The 16,418-nt window shown below is 37.4% G+C and carries 17 protein-coding genes and 1 pseudogene; 7 read left to right on the plus strand and 11 right to left on the minus strand.

What is annotated here, in order from left to right; translation table 11 throughout:
- The 3 genes and pseudogenes from M901_RS02405 to M901_RS16125 all read right to left on the minus strand — a co-directional run.
- The coding region (locus M901_RS02405) for a hypothetical protein (protein WP_157679773.1) at window positions 1–593 on the minus strand (593 nt) is incomplete at its 3' end.
- Window positions 594–794: 201 nt separating this feature from the next.
- Window positions 795–2,074: pseudogene (eno, locus tag M901_RS02410) on the minus strand (phosphopyruvate hydratase).
- Window positions 2,075–2,120: 46 nt separating this feature from the next.
- The gene (locus M901_RS16125) at window positions 2,121–2,663 is read right to left on the minus strand and encodes a DUF2799 domain-containing protein (protein WP_021276585.1); all 543 of its coding nucleotides are present in this window, start codon (window positions 2,661–2,663) and stop codon (window positions 2,121–2,123) included.
- Between the two features lie 98 nt (window positions 2,664–2,761).
- Between M901_RS16125 and M901_RS02420 the strand changes: the two genes are divergently transcribed.
- Window positions 2,762–3,481 carry a penicillin-insensitive murein endopeptidase gene (locus M901_RS02420; RefSeq protein WP_021276581.1) on the plus strand — a complete coding sequence of 240 codons (720 nt, stop codon included), beginning with the start codon at window positions 2,762–2,764 and terminating at the stop codon, window positions 3,479–3,481.
- On the opposite strand, the gene M901_RS02425 is transcribed toward M901_RS02420, so the two are convergent.
- Together M901_RS02425 and murI are read right to left on the minus strand one after the other, a co-directional pair.
- Window positions 3,478–4,788 (minus strand): sensor histidine kinase KdpD, encoded by a 1,311-nt coding sequence (locus tag M901_RS02425; protein WP_021276575.1) that lies wholly within the window; start codon window positions 4,786–4,788, stop codon window positions 3,478–3,480. The genes M901_RS02420 and M901_RS02425 overlap by 4 nt on opposite strands.
- A gap of 51 nt (window positions 4,789–4,839) precedes the next feature.
- Complete coding sequence (gene murI, locus M901_RS02430; protein WP_021276580.1) at window positions 4,840–5,586, minus strand: glutamate racemase; 747 nt, start codon at window positions 5,584–5,586, stop codon at window positions 4,840–4,842.
- A 57-nt stretch (window positions 5,587–5,643) separates the two neighbouring features.
- Here murI and M901_RS02435 point away from each other — a divergent pair, with 57 nt between their 5' ends.
- Together M901_RS02435 and M901_RS02440 are read left to right on the plus strand one after the other, a co-directional pair.
- Window positions 5,644–6,354 carry a hypothetical protein gene (locus M901_RS02435; RefSeq protein WP_034719767.1) on the plus strand — a complete coding sequence of 237 codons (711 nt, stop codon included), beginning with the start codon at window positions 5,644–5,646 and terminating at the stop codon, window positions 6,352–6,354.
- Window positions 6,355–6,386: 32 nt separating this feature from the next.
- Entirely contained in the window at window positions 6,387–7,127 is a 741-nt protein-coding gene (locus tag M901_RS02440; RefSeq protein WP_021276582.1) for an ABC transporter substrate-binding protein, read from the plus strand.
- Here the strand turns inward: M901_RS02440 and M901_RS02445 are convergent.
- Entirely contained in the window at window positions 7,122–7,964 is an 843-nt protein-coding gene (locus M901_RS02445) for a hypothetical protein (protein ID WP_021276569.1), read from the minus strand. The genes M901_RS02440 and M901_RS02445 overlap by 6 nt on opposite strands.
- A gap of 138 nt (window positions 7,965–8,102) precedes the next feature.
- Window positions 8,103–9,134: a serine protease gene (locus tag M901_RS02450; RefSeq protein ID WP_021276576.1), complete on the minus strand. Its 1,032-nt coding sequence runs from the start codon at window positions 9,132–9,134 to the stop codon at window positions 8,103–8,105.
- A 155-nt stretch (window positions 9,135–9,289) separates the two neighbouring features.
- Between M901_RS02450 and M901_RS02455 the strand changes: the two genes are divergently transcribed.
- On the plus strand, window positions 9,290–9,538 hold the full coding sequence (locus M901_RS02455) for a hypothetical protein (protein ID WP_021276578.1): 249 nt from the start codon (window positions 9,290–9,292) through the stop codon (window positions 9,536–9,538).
- Window positions 9,539–9,715: 177 nt separating this feature from the next.
- Complete coding sequence (locus M901_RS02460) at window positions 9,716–10,990, plus strand: AarF/UbiB family protein (protein ID WP_034719772.1); 1,275 nt, start codon at window positions 9,716–9,718, stop codon at window positions 10,988–10,990.
- 51 nt (window positions 10,991–11,041) lie between these two features.
- On the opposite strand, the gene M901_RS02465 is transcribed toward M901_RS02460, so the two are convergent.
- The 4 genes from M901_RS02465 to M901_RS02480 form a co-directional block, all read right to left on the minus strand.
- A complete protein-coding gene (locus M901_RS02465; protein ID WP_021276571.1) occupies window positions 11,042–11,446 on the minus strand; it encodes a hypothetical protein in 405 nt (134 codons plus the stop codon).
- 150 nt (window positions 11,447–11,596) lie between these two features.
- The gene (locus tag M901_RS02470) at window positions 11,597–13,534 is read right to left on the minus strand and encodes a hypothetical protein (protein ID WP_021276567.1); all 1,938 of its coding nucleotides are present in this window, start codon (window positions 13,532–13,534) and stop codon (window positions 11,597–11,599) included.
- 178 nt (window positions 13,535–13,712) lie between these two features.
- Entirely contained in the window at window positions 13,713–14,858 is a 1,146-nt protein-coding gene (locus M901_RS02475; RefSeq protein ID WP_021276568.1) for a CpaF family protein, read from the minus strand.
- A gap of 30 nt (window positions 14,859–14,888) precedes the next feature.
- Window positions 14,889–15,344: a cupredoxin domain-containing protein gene (locus M901_RS02480; protein ID WP_021276570.1), complete on the minus strand. Its 456-nt coding sequence runs from the start codon at window positions 15,342–15,344 to the stop codon at window positions 14,889–14,891.
- Window positions 15,345–15,589: 245 nt separating this feature from the next.
- Here M901_RS02480 and M901_RS02485 point away from each other — a divergent pair, with 245 nt between their 5' ends.
- Window positions 15,590–16,006: a cyclic nucleotide-binding/CBS domain-containing protein gene (locus M901_RS02485; protein ID WP_021276573.1), complete on the plus strand. Its 417-nt coding sequence runs from the start codon at window positions 15,590–15,592 to the stop codon at window positions 16,004–16,006.
- Window positions 16,007–16,118: 112 nt separating this feature from the next.
- On the plus strand, window positions 16,119–16,418 hold a 300-nt coding region (locus M901_RS02490; RefSeq protein ID WP_198295323.1), incomplete at its 3' end, for a response regulator.

The following is a 16,418-nucleotide window of genomic DNA, read 5'->3' on the forward strand; positions in this document are numbered from 1 at the left end:
TTACTCCTTAAAAAGAGTAAGAGTGCATGAGTATGATTTATGACATCATGAAAGAACATTCTATCAAAACGAGAAGATGTTAAACTCTGTTCCTTAGTCGAAAGAAGTCTTGAGATAAGATTCTTCTTTCCTTGAAAATAGAGCTCAAATCCCCAATAGGCAGTACAGAAGCTCCAAACGCCAAAACCAACGAGAGCGACCATTTCACCGTAAGAGAATATTTCTCCCTTTTTAAATGATTCAAAAATAAGCAGACCACAGAAGATGGCCGTATAGATAAAAATAGACTTATTAGGTTTTACACCTTCATTATTTTCTTGCACAACAGTGTAGTAGTACATTCCCATAAGCACAGGAATGAAGCCCATATAAATAAAGTCATTAACTTTATGCGCGTAACTAATCCCTATGATAGAGACAATTTGAAATAGAAAGTACCAAGGAAGTTGACCTGTGACTTGAAGATACTTTGTGAGTTGCGGTGTGGAGAAATAAAAATAAGCATTTCCCAATAAGAATGCCGTAATAAAGTGTGCATGAGAAAAGAAATTATCTTCATAAATAGTAAAAGGCCGGCCATAGAATCGCCGCACAAATAAAGGAAGATAACTTATACAAGTCTATTGGCCAGAGGCGGTCAAAATATTTCTTCGTTAATTCATTTGGCATAGAGGGCCCTTACTTAAATTCAACTACGTTAAGTGTATTTCCAATAAGTTTATCGGGTTTTTGCCAGTAAATTTTAGTTGTAATAGAGAATAGGAGTGTATTTCTACACTCCTAATTATAAGGACTTACTTAATAAGATCGTATCTTGCAGCACTTCCAAGAGATTCCTCAATTCTTAGAAGCTGGTTATACTTGGCCATTCTATCTGAACGACTTGCCGAACCAGTCTTGATATGACCAGCACCAGTTGCAACAGCGAGATCTGCAATAAAGGCATCACTTGTCTCTCCAGATCTGTGAGAAATAATGGCCTTGAAGTTATTCTTAAACGCAAGATCAAGAGTTTCAAATGTTTCTGTCAGAGTCCCAATTTGGTTAACCTTAACTAGGATTGAGTTTGCTTGTTTCTTCTCAATTCCCTCTGCAAGAATTTTCTATTCGTTACGAATAGATCATCACCAACAAGAACAACCTTGTCACCAATTTTTGCTGTCAGGGCCTGCCAACCATTGTAGTCCGCTTCATCTAGACCATCTTCAATTGAGTAGATTGGATATTTTTCACAAAGATTTGCATAGTAATCAACCATCTCTTCACTAGAAAGAGACTTCCCTTGCATTTGATATTTTCCATCTTTGTAGAATTCACTTGCGGCCGCATCTAGAGAGAGACTAATTTCTTCCCCAACTTTATAACCAGCATTTTTAATAGCTGTTAAAATACATTCAATCGCTTCTTCATGTGATCCAAGGTTTGGAGCAAATCCACCTTCATCTCCTACATTTGTCGAGTGACCAGCATCACTTAAAACTTTTTTAAGTGCGTGGAAAACTTCAACACCTGCTCTAAAGTTCTCAGAAAAAGAATTCTTAATATGTGGCACGATCATAAATTCCTGAATGTCGAGATTATTCGATGCGTGCTCTCCACCATTAATAATATTCATTAAAGGTGCCGGAAGTCTCATCGCTCCAACAGGATTTGGAACTTTAAGATCTTCACTTAGGTACTTATATAAATCTTTTTTTGAATCTAGAGCACCAGCTCTGGCCGCGGCCATAGAAACAGCTAACATAGCGTTAGCTCCAAGAACTTCTTTATTCTCTGTTCCATCAAGCTCTAGCATTTTTGTGTCAATTCCAGTTTGGTCTGTCGAGTCCATCCCTAGAACAACTTCTTTGATTTTTGCATTTACATTATCAATGGCCTTTCTCACTGATTTACCAACATAGTAAGATTTATCACCATCTCTTAACTCAAGTGCTTCCTTGGTACCAGTTGAAGCCCCTGAAGGAACAGCGGCCCTTCCCATATTTCCTGCTTCAGTAAAAATATCAACTTCAACAGTTGGGTTTCCTCTTGAGTCTAAAATTTGTCTTGCTTTAATATCCGTAATTTTCGACATCTAATCATCCTTGTTGCTTAAAAATACACCTATAACTATAGTGACCTTAGTTTTCTTTGACAATGTAGTTTCTCTGATAGGCCTTAATTCTTAGGGCCTTGATTCTTTCAAAATTTTCTTTGATGCGATACTGCAAGAGCTTAATATCATCCTGCACAACTTTTCTCTCATCAATTTCATCTGGCTCAAGTTCAAATTTTAGCTTGTCCTCTAGTTCGACTATTTTATTCTGGAATTCCTTAATCTCTTCACTCTCGCGATAAGTATCACGCCCCAACTCGTAAGCGGCCCTTAAAGAAGTCGAAAGCTTTGCGCACTCGCCCAAATAAAGTCCTCCCTCATATCCTCTGCGATAGAGACCTGTCTCAGTGCAAAATTGCTTTAGCCCTTGCTCGCGACCGGCCAAATACTTTGTGCGATCAGGCTTCTTATGACATTTTGCTGCATGCTGCATGAAGAATGATTTCCTATGACCTTGTGATCCATCAATTCTGCCCTGCTCGAACCAATCCAGACTAGAACAGTCTCTCTTTTTGAGAGTTGAACATGACACAACTAGTAAACCAACTATAAATAGTGACTTTTTCACAATTTCTCCCCTTCCAAACGGTATTATACTGCAACCTTGTCACAAATGATTGAAGACTGTTAAAATTAATTAAATCTTAAATAACAAATGGATTCGTTATGTTGAAAATAATCTTAGGACTAGCTCTTATTTCTTTTAATTCTACCTATGCTTCAGAGGCCATTGGTTTTTATTCCAAAGGACAACTTAAAAACTCTGAAGATATCTACCATAACTCAACTTTTATTAAGCTCTTCCAAAAACGTGGTAAGAACTACACAACACAAGAGATGCTCACAGAGTTAAACAAATTAGCTGATCTCACAAGACGTATGTATCCAAATGCAGAAAGATTACAAGTGGGTGACCTATCGGCTCAAAATGGTGGAAAAATTAATCGTCATGTCTCTCATCAAAATGGTCTTGATGCTGATGTTGTCTATCTTAGACATAATAACTATGAACAGAGTGAAGAGGCACCTGAGTGGGAAGAGTACTTTGTAAAAAGTGGCAAGATCACAAAGAATTTTCACAAAGCTCGAAACTGGTTTATCCTCGACTACCTTGTCCACAATACTGATGCCAATAGAATCTTTGTGGATCAGGCCATTAAGAGTTACTACTGTAAGGAAATGCTGAATAAGGCCAAGTATAGTAAAGAAGAAATTGCTCGCCATACTGCCACATTAAGAGTTCTAAGACCGGCAAAATATCATAAGACACATTTTCACCTTAGATTAAATTGTCCTAAAGATGATAAGAGATGTGAGAATCAAGTCCCACCTCCAGCAGGAAGTGGATGCAATAGTCTCAATATTATTGATCAACATGTGCACTAAGCGCTAGGGATAAGGATCTTGAACTGAGATCCTGTTTTCTTTTCTGGGTTGGAGTAATCATAGGAGATTCTTCCCTCAAACATATCGATATATTTCTTTGCAGTAGGAAGCCCAAAACCAGTTCCTTTCTCCCCTTTCGTTCCCTCTCTTGAAGAGGCCTTTGAAAAGTCAAAGAGATGAGGAAGCAACTCTTCCGGTATTCCCTGTCCAAAGTCTTCTACTCGTATTTCAACCATGCCATCAAAATCCCTCACCCAGATATTAATAGTCTCATCTTCTGGTGAGAATTTTATCGCATTGGAGACTAAGTTATTAATCACACTATTTGAAAAGCTAACTCTTTCGGCCCTGACTTTCACGCCTTCTCTTTCTCTATGAAGCTCTAGTTTAATATTCTTTTCATCCAACTTAGATTCAAAAATAGTGCAGAGGTTTTCAAAGATATCATCAAGATGAACTTCAGTGAGTTGAATTTTCTTCTTTCCACTTTCAACGGCCTGCAACTCTCGAACATGAGCAATAAGACTATCCATATTCTTAGAAACACTTTGAATTCGATCGAGACATTTCTTCATACGCTCCGGCTTCGACTCCTCAGTGAACTCTGGGTCTGAATAATTCAGACAGACATGGACTGAGTTTGATAAATCGTGAAATAAGACAGAGAGTAGGTATTGCTTTTCTTCATTGAGCTTTTCCAATTGAATATTGGTCTTTTCTAAATCCATAATGGCCTGATCTTTATAGCGATAGGCAAAGGCCGAAAGAGCATAGACAATAAGTGGTCCAAAGAAGAGATTGGTCAATCCCGAATGGAGAGCGAGCTCGCCATGAATTTCATTCAAGTCTATCTGATAGGTCTTAAGATATATTGTTAGGCCGATATAAACGACAGAGGCAAAGACAGTCCAAATCAGGCCCTCTTTAATTCCGATCAAAGAGACGGGAACAAGCGGAAAGAGAATAAACCAAACCATGGCCGGATTAACACCCATACCAGCAAAGATATTGGCCCCGAGAAAGGTTATAAAAAAGCACAATGTAAAGAGATGGGAAACGAGCTTTGTATAATTAAACATCTTCAAAATGAAGAGGCCGACAAAACTTGTGATAAAGCTTATGAATACTGCCCATGAGGTTTTTTCAAAGTTCATAAGCTGGCAATAAATAAAGAAGAAACCAGTTGAGAAGAAACTAATCACATGGAAGTGAATTAGTAACTTATAATCACTTTGAATATACTTTGATTCCTCTAAGGCCATCTTAGGTATAAATGGTTTTATAAAGAGATTATCAAGTGATTTCATCAAAGCTCGCTACTAAATTAAATCTAATTAAGTATCGGAGCTAGAGATATTTTATTTAAATATTTTTGAGTATTCGACTTCACTCCATTGACTTTCTCGATCGGTTCTTTGAAAGAAAAAAGTCTGCTTTTTTAGTCCACTTTGGTGAGTCAAAAAAGAATCGACTCTTGAAGCAACCATTGAACAAGGAGAAATCATCTCGGCACCTAAGGCCTTTTCTAAAATATTTGAAACCAGTGGGTAATGGGTACAACCCAGAATATAGAAGTCATAATCTTTAGGAATATGACTAACTTCCTTTAAAACTTCAGATTCAAGCTCACTGGAATTATCAAAGAAGTTTCTCTCAATAATTCTTGCGAGGGATTGAGGTAAGTAAACCTGGAGCTTATTTTCGGGATCAAGCCTATTCTTCAATTCTTTAAAACGAAGAGAGCTCCCCGTAAGTGGTGTCGCCATCACTAGACCCGTCTTTAACTTCAAGTCTTCCCTCTTATTGATCACATTGATATAGGGTTCAACCCCAACAAAAGTGACTTCTTTAAAAGTTTCTCTAAGTTGGTCAATGGCCCAGGCCGTTGCCGTATTGCAGGCCACGACAATTATTTGACAACCCTCATCAATCAATTGCTGACTGATTTCAGTAGAGCGCTGAATAATAAACTCCTGGCTCTTTTCTCCATAAGGATTATTCAAAGAGTCTGCAATATAGTAAATGTCCAGGGCACGGTCCAACTGATGAATCTCTTTTAAGATACTTAGTCCACCAATGCCTGAGTCAAATATTCCGATTTTCATATAAAAATAAGTCTTTTAATGCTATAGCTACTATATCAATAACCAAGGGCAATGGGTATGTTATCACTATTTTACTCTAAAAAGAAACTCACAGCAGAGATTCTCAATCATTATAAAGAGAATAACTCTCCCCTATGGTTGGCCATTAATTTTAATCCCTCTCCAAAATTTGGTGAAATTTCTCAAGCATTAAGTTACACCCAACAAGATACAACCTTGGGTTTGAATAAGATCTATCGCTCAGAAGAAACAGAATTAACTTTGAGTATGAATCATATTGCTAAGAAAGACACCCTAAGAGCGGAAGAGGCCCTAAGCTTTAACAGGGACTTTGAAGACCTGAAATCCCAACTCATCAAGAAGCAAATTGATGCCTCAATAGAGAAACTTAAAGAACTCACACCGGAAAAAGTCCCTCTAGAAGAGAAGGCCTGGGAGTGGTTCAGAGTTTCAATGGATGTTTTAATTAATGCCCTAAAGAAGATTGATCATGTGGAAACAATTCTTCAGTACCAACTCTTTTGGGGAATAAAAGATGACGTTATGACAATTAGACTCATCGCCTATAATTTAGATATTCAATTTAATATACTAGAAGAAGGCCTTCTCCTGACGGTATTCAATTTTAAAGACTCTTCTGAGCGCTCAATTAAAGATAGGGAGCCTGATCAAAGAGTTCTCATCAAGGGCGTCTACAATGATTTCTTCAATAAATTTATTGAGGTCCTCAAGACAATAAAAGACGTAGAAAGGACTATTATTAACTAGTCGCTTCACGGAATTTTGTTTATCATAGCAGGGTGAACAAGTTAGTCTTTTGTCTTCTATTTCCACTTATCGCTCTTGCCAATAGTGATACAGCAGGCCCACTCACTCCAGTAAAACTACTGACAGTGGATTATTGTCCACTTGTTTGCCAAGATGGCACAGGATTGGCGATAGATATTACGAAGAAAATTGCCAAAGAGGCCAAGGTTCCAATTGAAATTCACAAGGCCTCAATGACGCGAGCTTTTGGACTTTTAAAGACCAGCTCTGATTTTCACGGAATGATTCTAGGTGGTAAGGACCATGTACCAAATTCTATTTTTATGAATAGGCCAATCTTTACTCAAAGGGTAAAAATCTTTTCAAGAAAGAGTCTTAACTGGGAATACCGAGGGGTAAAATCACTCGAGAATAAGAGAATTGCGATCATCAAGAACTTTAGTTATGCCAATCGAGAGCTCAATGAATTTCTCAAGTCAGATCCTAATGTCGTGAAGCTCTTTCATTCAGACTCACTTCCCAAACTTATTAAAATGCTGGATCTAAATAGAATTGATATTTTTATTGCTGGTGATATCATGGCAAGACATCACTTAAAAAAGCAAAATATGTTACATAAATTTAAGGTGAGTCAACTCTTTATTGGAAGCTATGATAACTATATTTCATTTTCTAAGAATTATCCGAAAAGAGAAATGATCAAGAAGAAGTTTGATAGGGCCTTTGAAAAGCTTATCAAAACGAAGAAGCTCGGCCCTATCCAAGATTTATGATGCTTTAGATAGCTTTACTAGAATCCTATCAACAAACTTAACAATACTTTGGGCCCTGATGGCCGTGTACTCATATGACTCTAGACGCTCATCAATAATTAACTGCTTCGTATCGAGTAATGTTGTGACAATATTCTTTGACTTGATTGTTTTAAGTGAATCCTTAATGAGCCTTTCACTCTTATTTAAAAACTCCCTATAACCATCCATATCATATTTAACAGATAGATCAGAGGCCATCTCTTTTTTTAGATCACTAAGGTGACCAATCAATTGCTGAACTTCTGACTTCTTTGCACTATCTACCGAAGCACTAATCTTTGAAAGGGTCGTACACTTGAGAGTAAGTGAAGACCTTCTCTTGCAATCAATCTTAACTGTTTTAATATGAGTTTTAATATCTGAGCTATTAATATTTCTGTCTAAGTTCTTTAACAGGTGTTTAAGATCATTCTTAATACTTGGGGCCATAACATTCTTGGCCACCTCAACAGGGATTCTCACACGTCCATTTTCAACGAAGGCCTTATGAAGCTGATGGCGCTTAAGACCCACAAGGGCCTGGGCTTTATTCAAACGTAGCTCCAATAGCTCCTTATTCTTTCTCTTCTCACTCTGACCAATAGCAACGTTATACTTTTCAACTGCACCATCTTGATGAGTAATTTGAACATTCATTTTAGTTTTTTCAACACGAGAGTTGGCCAATTCCACAAAGCGGTTATTCCCTTGCTTTCTCAAGGTGATAATATCTTTTGAGATGTAATCAACATTGAGGCCTGAAGCACTGGCCGCGAATGTAAGAGCACAACTAAATAGTATTTTCTTAAATGACATTGTCTTATCTCTCCAAAATAATAGAATATGGTCATTGATATTCTAGAATAAAAAGACATGAACAGGGTCGTTTCTGAAAACAATACAGAGGGTGTCAATAATTTAGACACTAATCTTTAGACAGGAATATAATATTAATTACAGGGACTTAGCACCAAAATCTAAGCTAAATTCGTAGTGCCCCCAATCGGCGCCCTTAATGGTGAACTTCTTAAAGCACTTGCCATCAAACTTCTCGCACTTTGCTTCATCTTGAGGAAAAACAGTTTGAGAGCTCTGATAGCGGAGATAGAATTTACTACGACGAGTCTTAAAAACCTCCTTTTTTTCAAAGGGGCTTAAGCTGAGCTTCAAACGCTTTTCTTCACGATTAAAATCATAGTAGATAACCGCAACATCCAATTTTGACTTTGAAGGGTTTACTAGAAAAACTCGATCAAACTCATCATAGAAAGTGAAATCATTATTGAAGTACGTGATCCAATCATTAGAATCAACAGGGTGTGATTTCTTTAAACGAGAAAAGGCCTTTAAGACAGAATCATCAATAATCATCCCCTTATTCGCATCTTCTCCACCTAGAGCATGAATACCTATGATGTGCTTTTGATCTTGAATGATTGAGCTCCCACTCATCCCACCTGTGGTATCACACTGATATTCAAGAAAGTCATCTTTAACAGAGGCCTCACATTCATCACTCCAAGAAGTTCCATATTCACGATCTTTTGGGTAACCCGTAATTTTAATATGACTAGATTTTGGCGAAGGCTTAAGAGTAAAGAATGAATGAATCCCCTTAACTTTGCGGTGTAATTTAATAAAGGCAATATCCTTTGATTTCTCTTTATCTTGAGCATAGGCCCTTGCCACAACAATCTTACGCCAGTGAAATTGGCCAAAGGAATAAGTGTCTCCATCTCGTCCAGGGCGAAAATAAGGGGACTTCAAGGCTTGCTTATACTTTTGACTATAAACACAATGAGCGGCGGTAATAACGATGTCTGGGGCCACCAGTGTTCCCGTACAGTAAGTTCCAATATGTCCAATGGTTGGTGACATGTCAGTGGCCCTGACACGGGTATCTAAGTCGAAAACTCTCTTTTGTTGAGCAAAAGTCCTTTGAGAAAAAAGAAATGTACAAACAAAGATCATCACGACCAGTTTCATGAAACTATCACCTCTACCAGAAATTAAATAAGTGGATCGGCATTAAAGCTGAATAGCGTAATTATTGCAATCGCAGTGAGTCACACAGCAAACAGGAATCTGCGTATGTATTTTTCTATCTTCCCAAAATCATTGACTTTGATTAGAATTTTCTCATGATAATAGATGTAGATATTGATAAATTCACAGGTGGCTTCAAGGTACAATTTCCTTTGAACCAATTCAATGATGATTCTGACCTTAAGATGGCCATTCTCCTCATCAATACATTTGCCCATGAGATGGAGCTAGACCCAGAGCTTGGCCCTGATGATATGGAAGAAATTGTGGAAAAGACCAAGGAGCTTGGTAAGGATCGCTTCACAGTTGAAATCTCTGAAGATGATATAGAAGTCGATATCTAACTTATATAAACTGCTATACATAAATGGGGTTAAAAAGAACTTACAATGCTTTAACAACAGAAGCTTACTGAGTTTATTTTTGAACTGTTAGATATTTTAAGCAAGTTTTGAAGTGATATCGTGGGGATAAGAAAGTTCCACCCCCACTTAAGGGTAGCAGTTTCTAATGGATATGATGTGAAAAGAATTAAGAATATAAAGAAAGGTCTCCTACAAAGAAATACATCTCTTCTAAAATATGCTATGAAAACAGGTGTCACGATTTTAAAGCATCGCGACGACCCGGCCAAAGTCCTCGAAGAATTAGTAGGCGTCAATCCAAAGAAATTTATCGACGACCTCTCTCACTACAAAGGCTCTATTACCAAAGCGGGACAACTCATCTCTCAATATGGAGAATATTACTTAAGTGAGGAAGTTAATGAAAAACTTCGAATGCTCCATGGCTCAACTCACTACCTAGATTTTGAAAAGCTCGAAAAACTCTTACCAAGCGTTCTTATCGATGATTTTCAAATTGATCCCTCTCCTATTGCCGCCGCATCTATTGGACAAGTCCACAAGGCAATAAGAAGAAGTGACAAGAAAGAGTTTGCGATAAAGATTCAGTATGAAGGTATTGAAAAGGCCATCAAGGGAGACCTTGTCTTCTTAAAGCTCTTCTTGGCAAGTATTAAAATTGTTCCAAAAGGAATTGATACATCAGATATTTTTCAAGAAATCGAGAAGGTTCTAAAAAATGAGATGGACTATAAGCGCGAAGGAGAAGTCCTTAATCGTTACGCTGAACTTCTTGATGATGACTACTACAAGCTTCCAAAATACTATCCAGAGTACTCAAATGATAAGGTGCTATGTATGGACTTTGTCCACGGTAGGCACCTCTCTAAAATCAAGCAAGAGAGTACTCAAATTGATCAAACAAAGATTGATATACTTGGTGAAAAAATATTTGCCCTCTTTTTAAAAGAGCTCTTTCACCTTCATTTAGTTCAAACTGATGCTCACGGTGGAAATTACTTTATAGATGAAGAACTTGAGCATCTCACACTTCTAGACTTCGGCGCCTGTCTCGAATACTCTGAAGAGCAACTCACTTTCTATCAGAATTTTCTGATCTATAGTTTTAAAGAAGACAAGGAAGCATTTCTGGCCGAGTTTGAAAGGTTTATTTCCTATACAAAGAAATCACTCTCCTATGACCAGGATATTCTGTGGGAATATATGCTTAAGGCCTCAAGTCCTCTTCGTAGTGAGAGCTTTGACTGGGGAAAAACAAAATTACCTGACGAGCTCTTTGAAATTGGCGAAAGGCTGAGAAAGAGCATGAGCTTTGATTCAATTCCTTCGGATTTTATCTTTATTGACAGAAAAGTCATGGGTGTCTTTACGCTACTGAGATCGATTAGCTGTAGCTTTAATGTTAAAAGAGTTTTTGAAGAATATGTATAGTCAAAAAAAAATGGCCAATACAGGCCATTTTTTTGTCATAATATCTTTAGATTATTTTTTACAAGAAGGTATTTTTCTTGAAACTTTTCTCAGTAATGATTTCTGTGCAGAACCAACAAGAGGATTTCTAGAAATGTTAAACTCAGATTCACTACGATCTATTAGAGAACCATCAGTATAAGTTAAATTAACAATCTTCACAGAAGTTCTAGCTCCAAAACTCCAATGAACATCAGAAAATATTGTCATATATGAAACATTGTCTTGAATCTCAATATCAGCGATAGAAGCTGCCTTAGTAATCTTGTACCCTTTCTTCTCAAATTTATTCAAGATTTTATTTGTTAAGCGGTGATTTCCATCAACTTCAGACATGACAAGGTGTATATCACAATTTGTCTTTGCAAAAATATTACTAGAAACAAGCATTCCTATTAAAATAACTATTACTTTCATGATAATCTCCTTATGAACAAAATATTAATGGGACAAATTTCAACTAATAACACCACGCACAATAAACCAATTTCAGTTTCTAATCAATATAAAGGAGAGGCTTCATATACTATTTACATTTAACAGGTCCATACCAAGTCAAAAATATAATTAGAGCTGCCCTTCTTCTTTAAACTTTAGTTCTCTTTCAGTCAGTCTTAAATCAATTGAGCGATCATTTAAGACTGAGTTGACATACATAAGTTCGTGATAAACTTCCGAGTAGCCTTGAGTTCCAAAAACAAATTTGACTTCTTCATCTTTCTTCGAGTGCATTCTAAGATTGATGTAGACATACTTATCAAGCTCATTTGCAGGTACTAAAGACATTAGAAACTTGAACCCCATTCTTTTAAAGATGTAGCGATCTCTTAAATCCATAAGGGTTTTGATACGGTCTTTTCCGTCAAATTCATTGCTATTAAAAACAGCGTAGAGCTTTTGGGAGATATACTTAATGTCAGATCTCTCCTCACCATTGATCAGTCTTAACTTTCTCCACAATCTTTTAAAGAATCCATCAACAAGTGAAATGTCCACAAGTTTTCTTTCTTTATAAAAAGTGTAGAGCTTCTTACGAATGTCCTTCTCTTGCATTCCTTTTAGAAAGGCAAGGGCCTCTTTCTTAAAAATAACCTGCATCGACGCCACTGTATTTGGACGACTTCTGTATTCATCCCATCCTTTCCAGTCAATTGAGTCATATAACTCATCAGGAAGGGTATCATTTAACATTTGGATATACTTTCTCTGCTCATCGATTCTAAAGACCTTATCTTTTCTATCGTAGGTAAAACCAAAGTCTGTATAGGAATCGCCATAATCCTCATCATCAAGAGGAACAAGTCCAAAAGTGGTCTTCACAACCCTTTCTTTGGCCTTAAGAATAAAGATATCAAACTCATTCTTCTTGTAATCAGTTTGAGTTGGATAATAGAATCTCTTTCTTTGACCATGCTTATCATCATAAGAAATCTTATTTTCAATAAATGTTTTATTCTTACTATAACTTGTCACAAGTAGACCAAGTTTGAAGTGACTTGATTCCTTTTTAAAGTCGTTGAAACCTTTAAAAATTCGATCGACACGCTTAGCTTTCTTATTTACATCTTCTTTAAAAAGAACCTCCGCATCTTCATAAACAGAAATCAAACGATCCTCAAGTCCTCTTTCTTTGATATACTCTTTAAACATATCGACGTCTTTAAACTTAAATGTCGATCCGAGAATACTATTGTAAGCATGCTTGGCCTCTTCAGTTTTAAGATCAAAGATGTAATCAATAATTAACTGATGTCCACTTCCGTGAGATCCCCCAAATTTTGCCACATCAAGATCAACCCATCTCTTAATCTGTCTATCAACAACACTAATTCCGAAGATATCAAAACTTAACTTAGCACTACTATTGGCCCCATAACTTGAGTTTCGTTGTGCAATAAGACGTACTCTTACTTTTGAATCCTTCATTCTGTAAACATGCACGAGGAATTGTCCACTGAAGACAACATAGGCCCCAACATTAGTTTTTAAAATTTCATAGGCATTCCCAATTCCTGCACCAACGGCCACAGACATCGTTGTCGGAATAGAGACAAAGTCACCAACGTGAAGTTTAAGGGCCTTGTCTGCGTTGACAGGTAGGCTAGAGAGAAAGTACGGCTTTTTGAGCATGGCCTCTTTCTTTGATGGGAATTGTCTTACAAAATTGACCTCTGCCCCTTTTGCAATATTGAGGTAAACTGGTAGTTCAACAATATCCTTAATGATATCACCGGCCTTAATATCTGTATTAAGTTTCCAACGATCAATTCTGGTATAGTGCTTGGCCTGATATGATGGCTCAACTTCATACTTATATTTTGAAGAGATCCCAATTCCTTCGGCAAGATCAAGATCAACAAGTTTGACACTGGCACTAATATCCATTTCAGCAATTTCTTCACGAACTTTTCCGGCCAATTTCTCAGGGTTGAGAATATCTTTAATACCGGCCTGAACACTCAGGGTAGAAATAAAAAGAATTAGTACTAGATGTAGATGTCTCATGTCGTCTCTTCCTATAGGCCTAGGGGCCATCAAGATATATTATTTTGAAAAATGTATCATAGGCCGGACACTATAAAACAAAGGCCTGTAATAATTCCACAGGCCGTTTACTTTATTTTCGACAATTTAGGTGTATTTTCGTCAAACCAAACAAGGTTTCAACTAGTTAGACAAGGGCCTAGGCGGCCTTCTTCTTATTTGGATTCACTAATTCACGGGCCCAATCAGGGGCCAAGAAATTAGATTTTGGAAATGGCAGTTTGTTAACCACGATATCTTCAAAGAAAGTTGGGACATAATTACAAGGAACCATCTCACCAATATACTTTCCAGTCTCAGGATCTCTTCCCGTTTGTACCCACTTAAAAATATCTTTAACGATATAATTTCCATGAGCATCAACACCTAGAACTTCTGAGATATGAGAAGTACGTCTTCCCCCATCATGATAGCGATTACACTGAACAATGACTTGAAGGGCTGAACCAACCATCTTTCTAATTGCATCAGGTGGGATTTTTGTTTCCCCCATCAGACAAAGAGTTTCAAGTCGCGTACAGGCATCAATTGGATTATTCGCGTGCACTGTTCCCATTGATCCATCGTGACCAGTATTCATAACTTGCACAAGATCTAGAGCCTCATCTCCACGAACCTCTCCAACGATAATTCTATCTGGTCTAAGTCTCATGGCCGAGATAACAAGGTCACGAATAGAAACCTCATCAACCCCTTTCATTGGGTCGGCCTTTCTTGTTTCGAAATTTACAACGTGATCGGCCTTAACTTGAAGCTCGGCCGCATCTTCGATAATAATAAGTCGTTGAGTTTTAGGCATACGACTCCCCAAAACATTGAGCATCGTCGTCTTTCCAGAACCTGTCCCACCAGAGACGAGTACGTTCTTTCCTAAGAAGACACAAATATCAAGAAACCTAGCCCCCATTTCTGAGAGGGAACCAAATTCAATAAGATCTTTTAAAGTTAATTTTTCTTTTGAAAATTTTCTAATCGCAACAGTCGTCCCATTCTTTGCCATTGGAGGCAGGACAACGTGAATACGTGAGCCGTCAGGAAGACGAGCATCAAGTCTTGGATTATCTTCATCAATTGTTCTATGAACTGATTGAGCAATCGCTCTCATAGCCGAGACGAGGGCCCCCTCATCTGCAAATTGATTAGGAACTTTGAAAACAAGACCCTTCTTTTCAACGAAGATTTCATGTGGGCCATTGATCATAACTTCAGATACACCCTCATCCTCTAGGAGATCCCCTATTGGTGAAAGTAAACTGGATATAGCATCTGTAAATACTGAAGACATAGGACCTCATTTCCCAATTAATCTTGTCTTCTATTCGTCACGTGGACGCCAAATCTTTACTTTTTTCTTTCTCTCAGAGGCCAATTCTCGACGAATTCGCTCTTTCTTTCTATCAGGATGTTCAAGGACGACAATTTTCCCTTTATGTCCAGAAGCGGGACAATAGAACTCATGAATACCAGACTTATCAAAGTAGAGAACTCCTTCAGACATCTCTCCTTGCTTGGCCTCCACATAGAATTCTTGATCTTTTACAATCATACACGTTGGTTTATTGGTCGTAGAGGTCACGAAAACCCTTACCTGCTCACCGACAAAGACAGTTGGTGCCTTAGGATAATAACCAGAATCAGAAGAGATTATTGAGATCTCTCTTTTAGGCTGCTCATAGTTTTCGCCTTTAAAATAATTCTTCTCTAGCCCTAAAACTGAAGCACTCATTAAGAATGCAAAAGTTAGAAAGGAAACGAATTTATTCATCTTCATACAATCTCCTACTATTATCATCGGCTATTTTTCTCAAATACTTTAGCTGACCAGAAAACTTGCCTACTTTATCGCCCCTCAAGAGCTTGAGATTACGAAGCTAAATTCATGAAAAATGGAGTTTTAATGGCTAAATAATCAATGTTCCAACACTGTTAAGCTCCCCTCAACAATTACTTGAATCATTAGTATCGCGCTTGCTTAAAATAGTTAGATAATGTTCATGAGAACGAGTTGGAGGAACCATGACTGAATTAGTGGAACTACTAGAATATACGATTGATGAAATTCAACGCGAGCAACCAAAGATGGTCATGAAAAGTGATCCTGTAAAGAAGGCCCTTGAACTTATCAAAGAAAATAATATTACTAGCTGCTTGGTCGTCAACGAAGACGCTACCCTAGCAGGTATTATCACAGAAAGAGATATCTTGAAGAAGATCACTGGCCAAGACACAAAACTCAATGATCCCATAGAAAAACATATGACCCCAAACCCACAAACAATAAAGGGAAATGAGTCAATAGTCATCGCTCTGGCCATGATGAGTCACGGAGGCTTCAGAAACCTACCTGTGACCGATCTCTCTGGTAAGGCAATCGGATTAATCAACATGTCAGATGTGATGTCCTTTTTTACAAACCACTTACGAGACGATTAAAAAGTAAAAATTAATTTAGCTAATTTTAACTAGAATTATGTACATAAAAAAATAAGAGGCACCGATAAATTCATAGCGAGAAAGCTAAGATAAGAGGAAGTATAAAATGGAGATGAATGCCTTAATTGTTGATGATGAAAAAATGATTGTAGATTCATTACACATGATTCTTGCAGAGTCAGGACTATTCAAGTCAATAGTTCAGGCAACTGATGGTGTCGATGCCTGTCGAAAATTAGACAATCAAAAATTTGATCTTATTGTTGTTGANATCAATATGCCAAAGCTTGATGGTCTTGGGGTGATAAAACATATTCGTGACAATCAAGAAGTTGATCCTGAGATTCTACTTATCTCAGGAGGTTTTAATCACGAGAATGTTCAAATAGCTTCTGACTTTGATATCAAGTAT

The sequence above is a fragment of the Bacteriovorax sp. DB6_IX genome, assembly GCF_000447775.1.
GTDB lineage: Bacteria > Bdellovibrionota > Bacteriovoracia > Bacteriovoracales > Bacteriovoracaceae > Halobacteriovorax_A.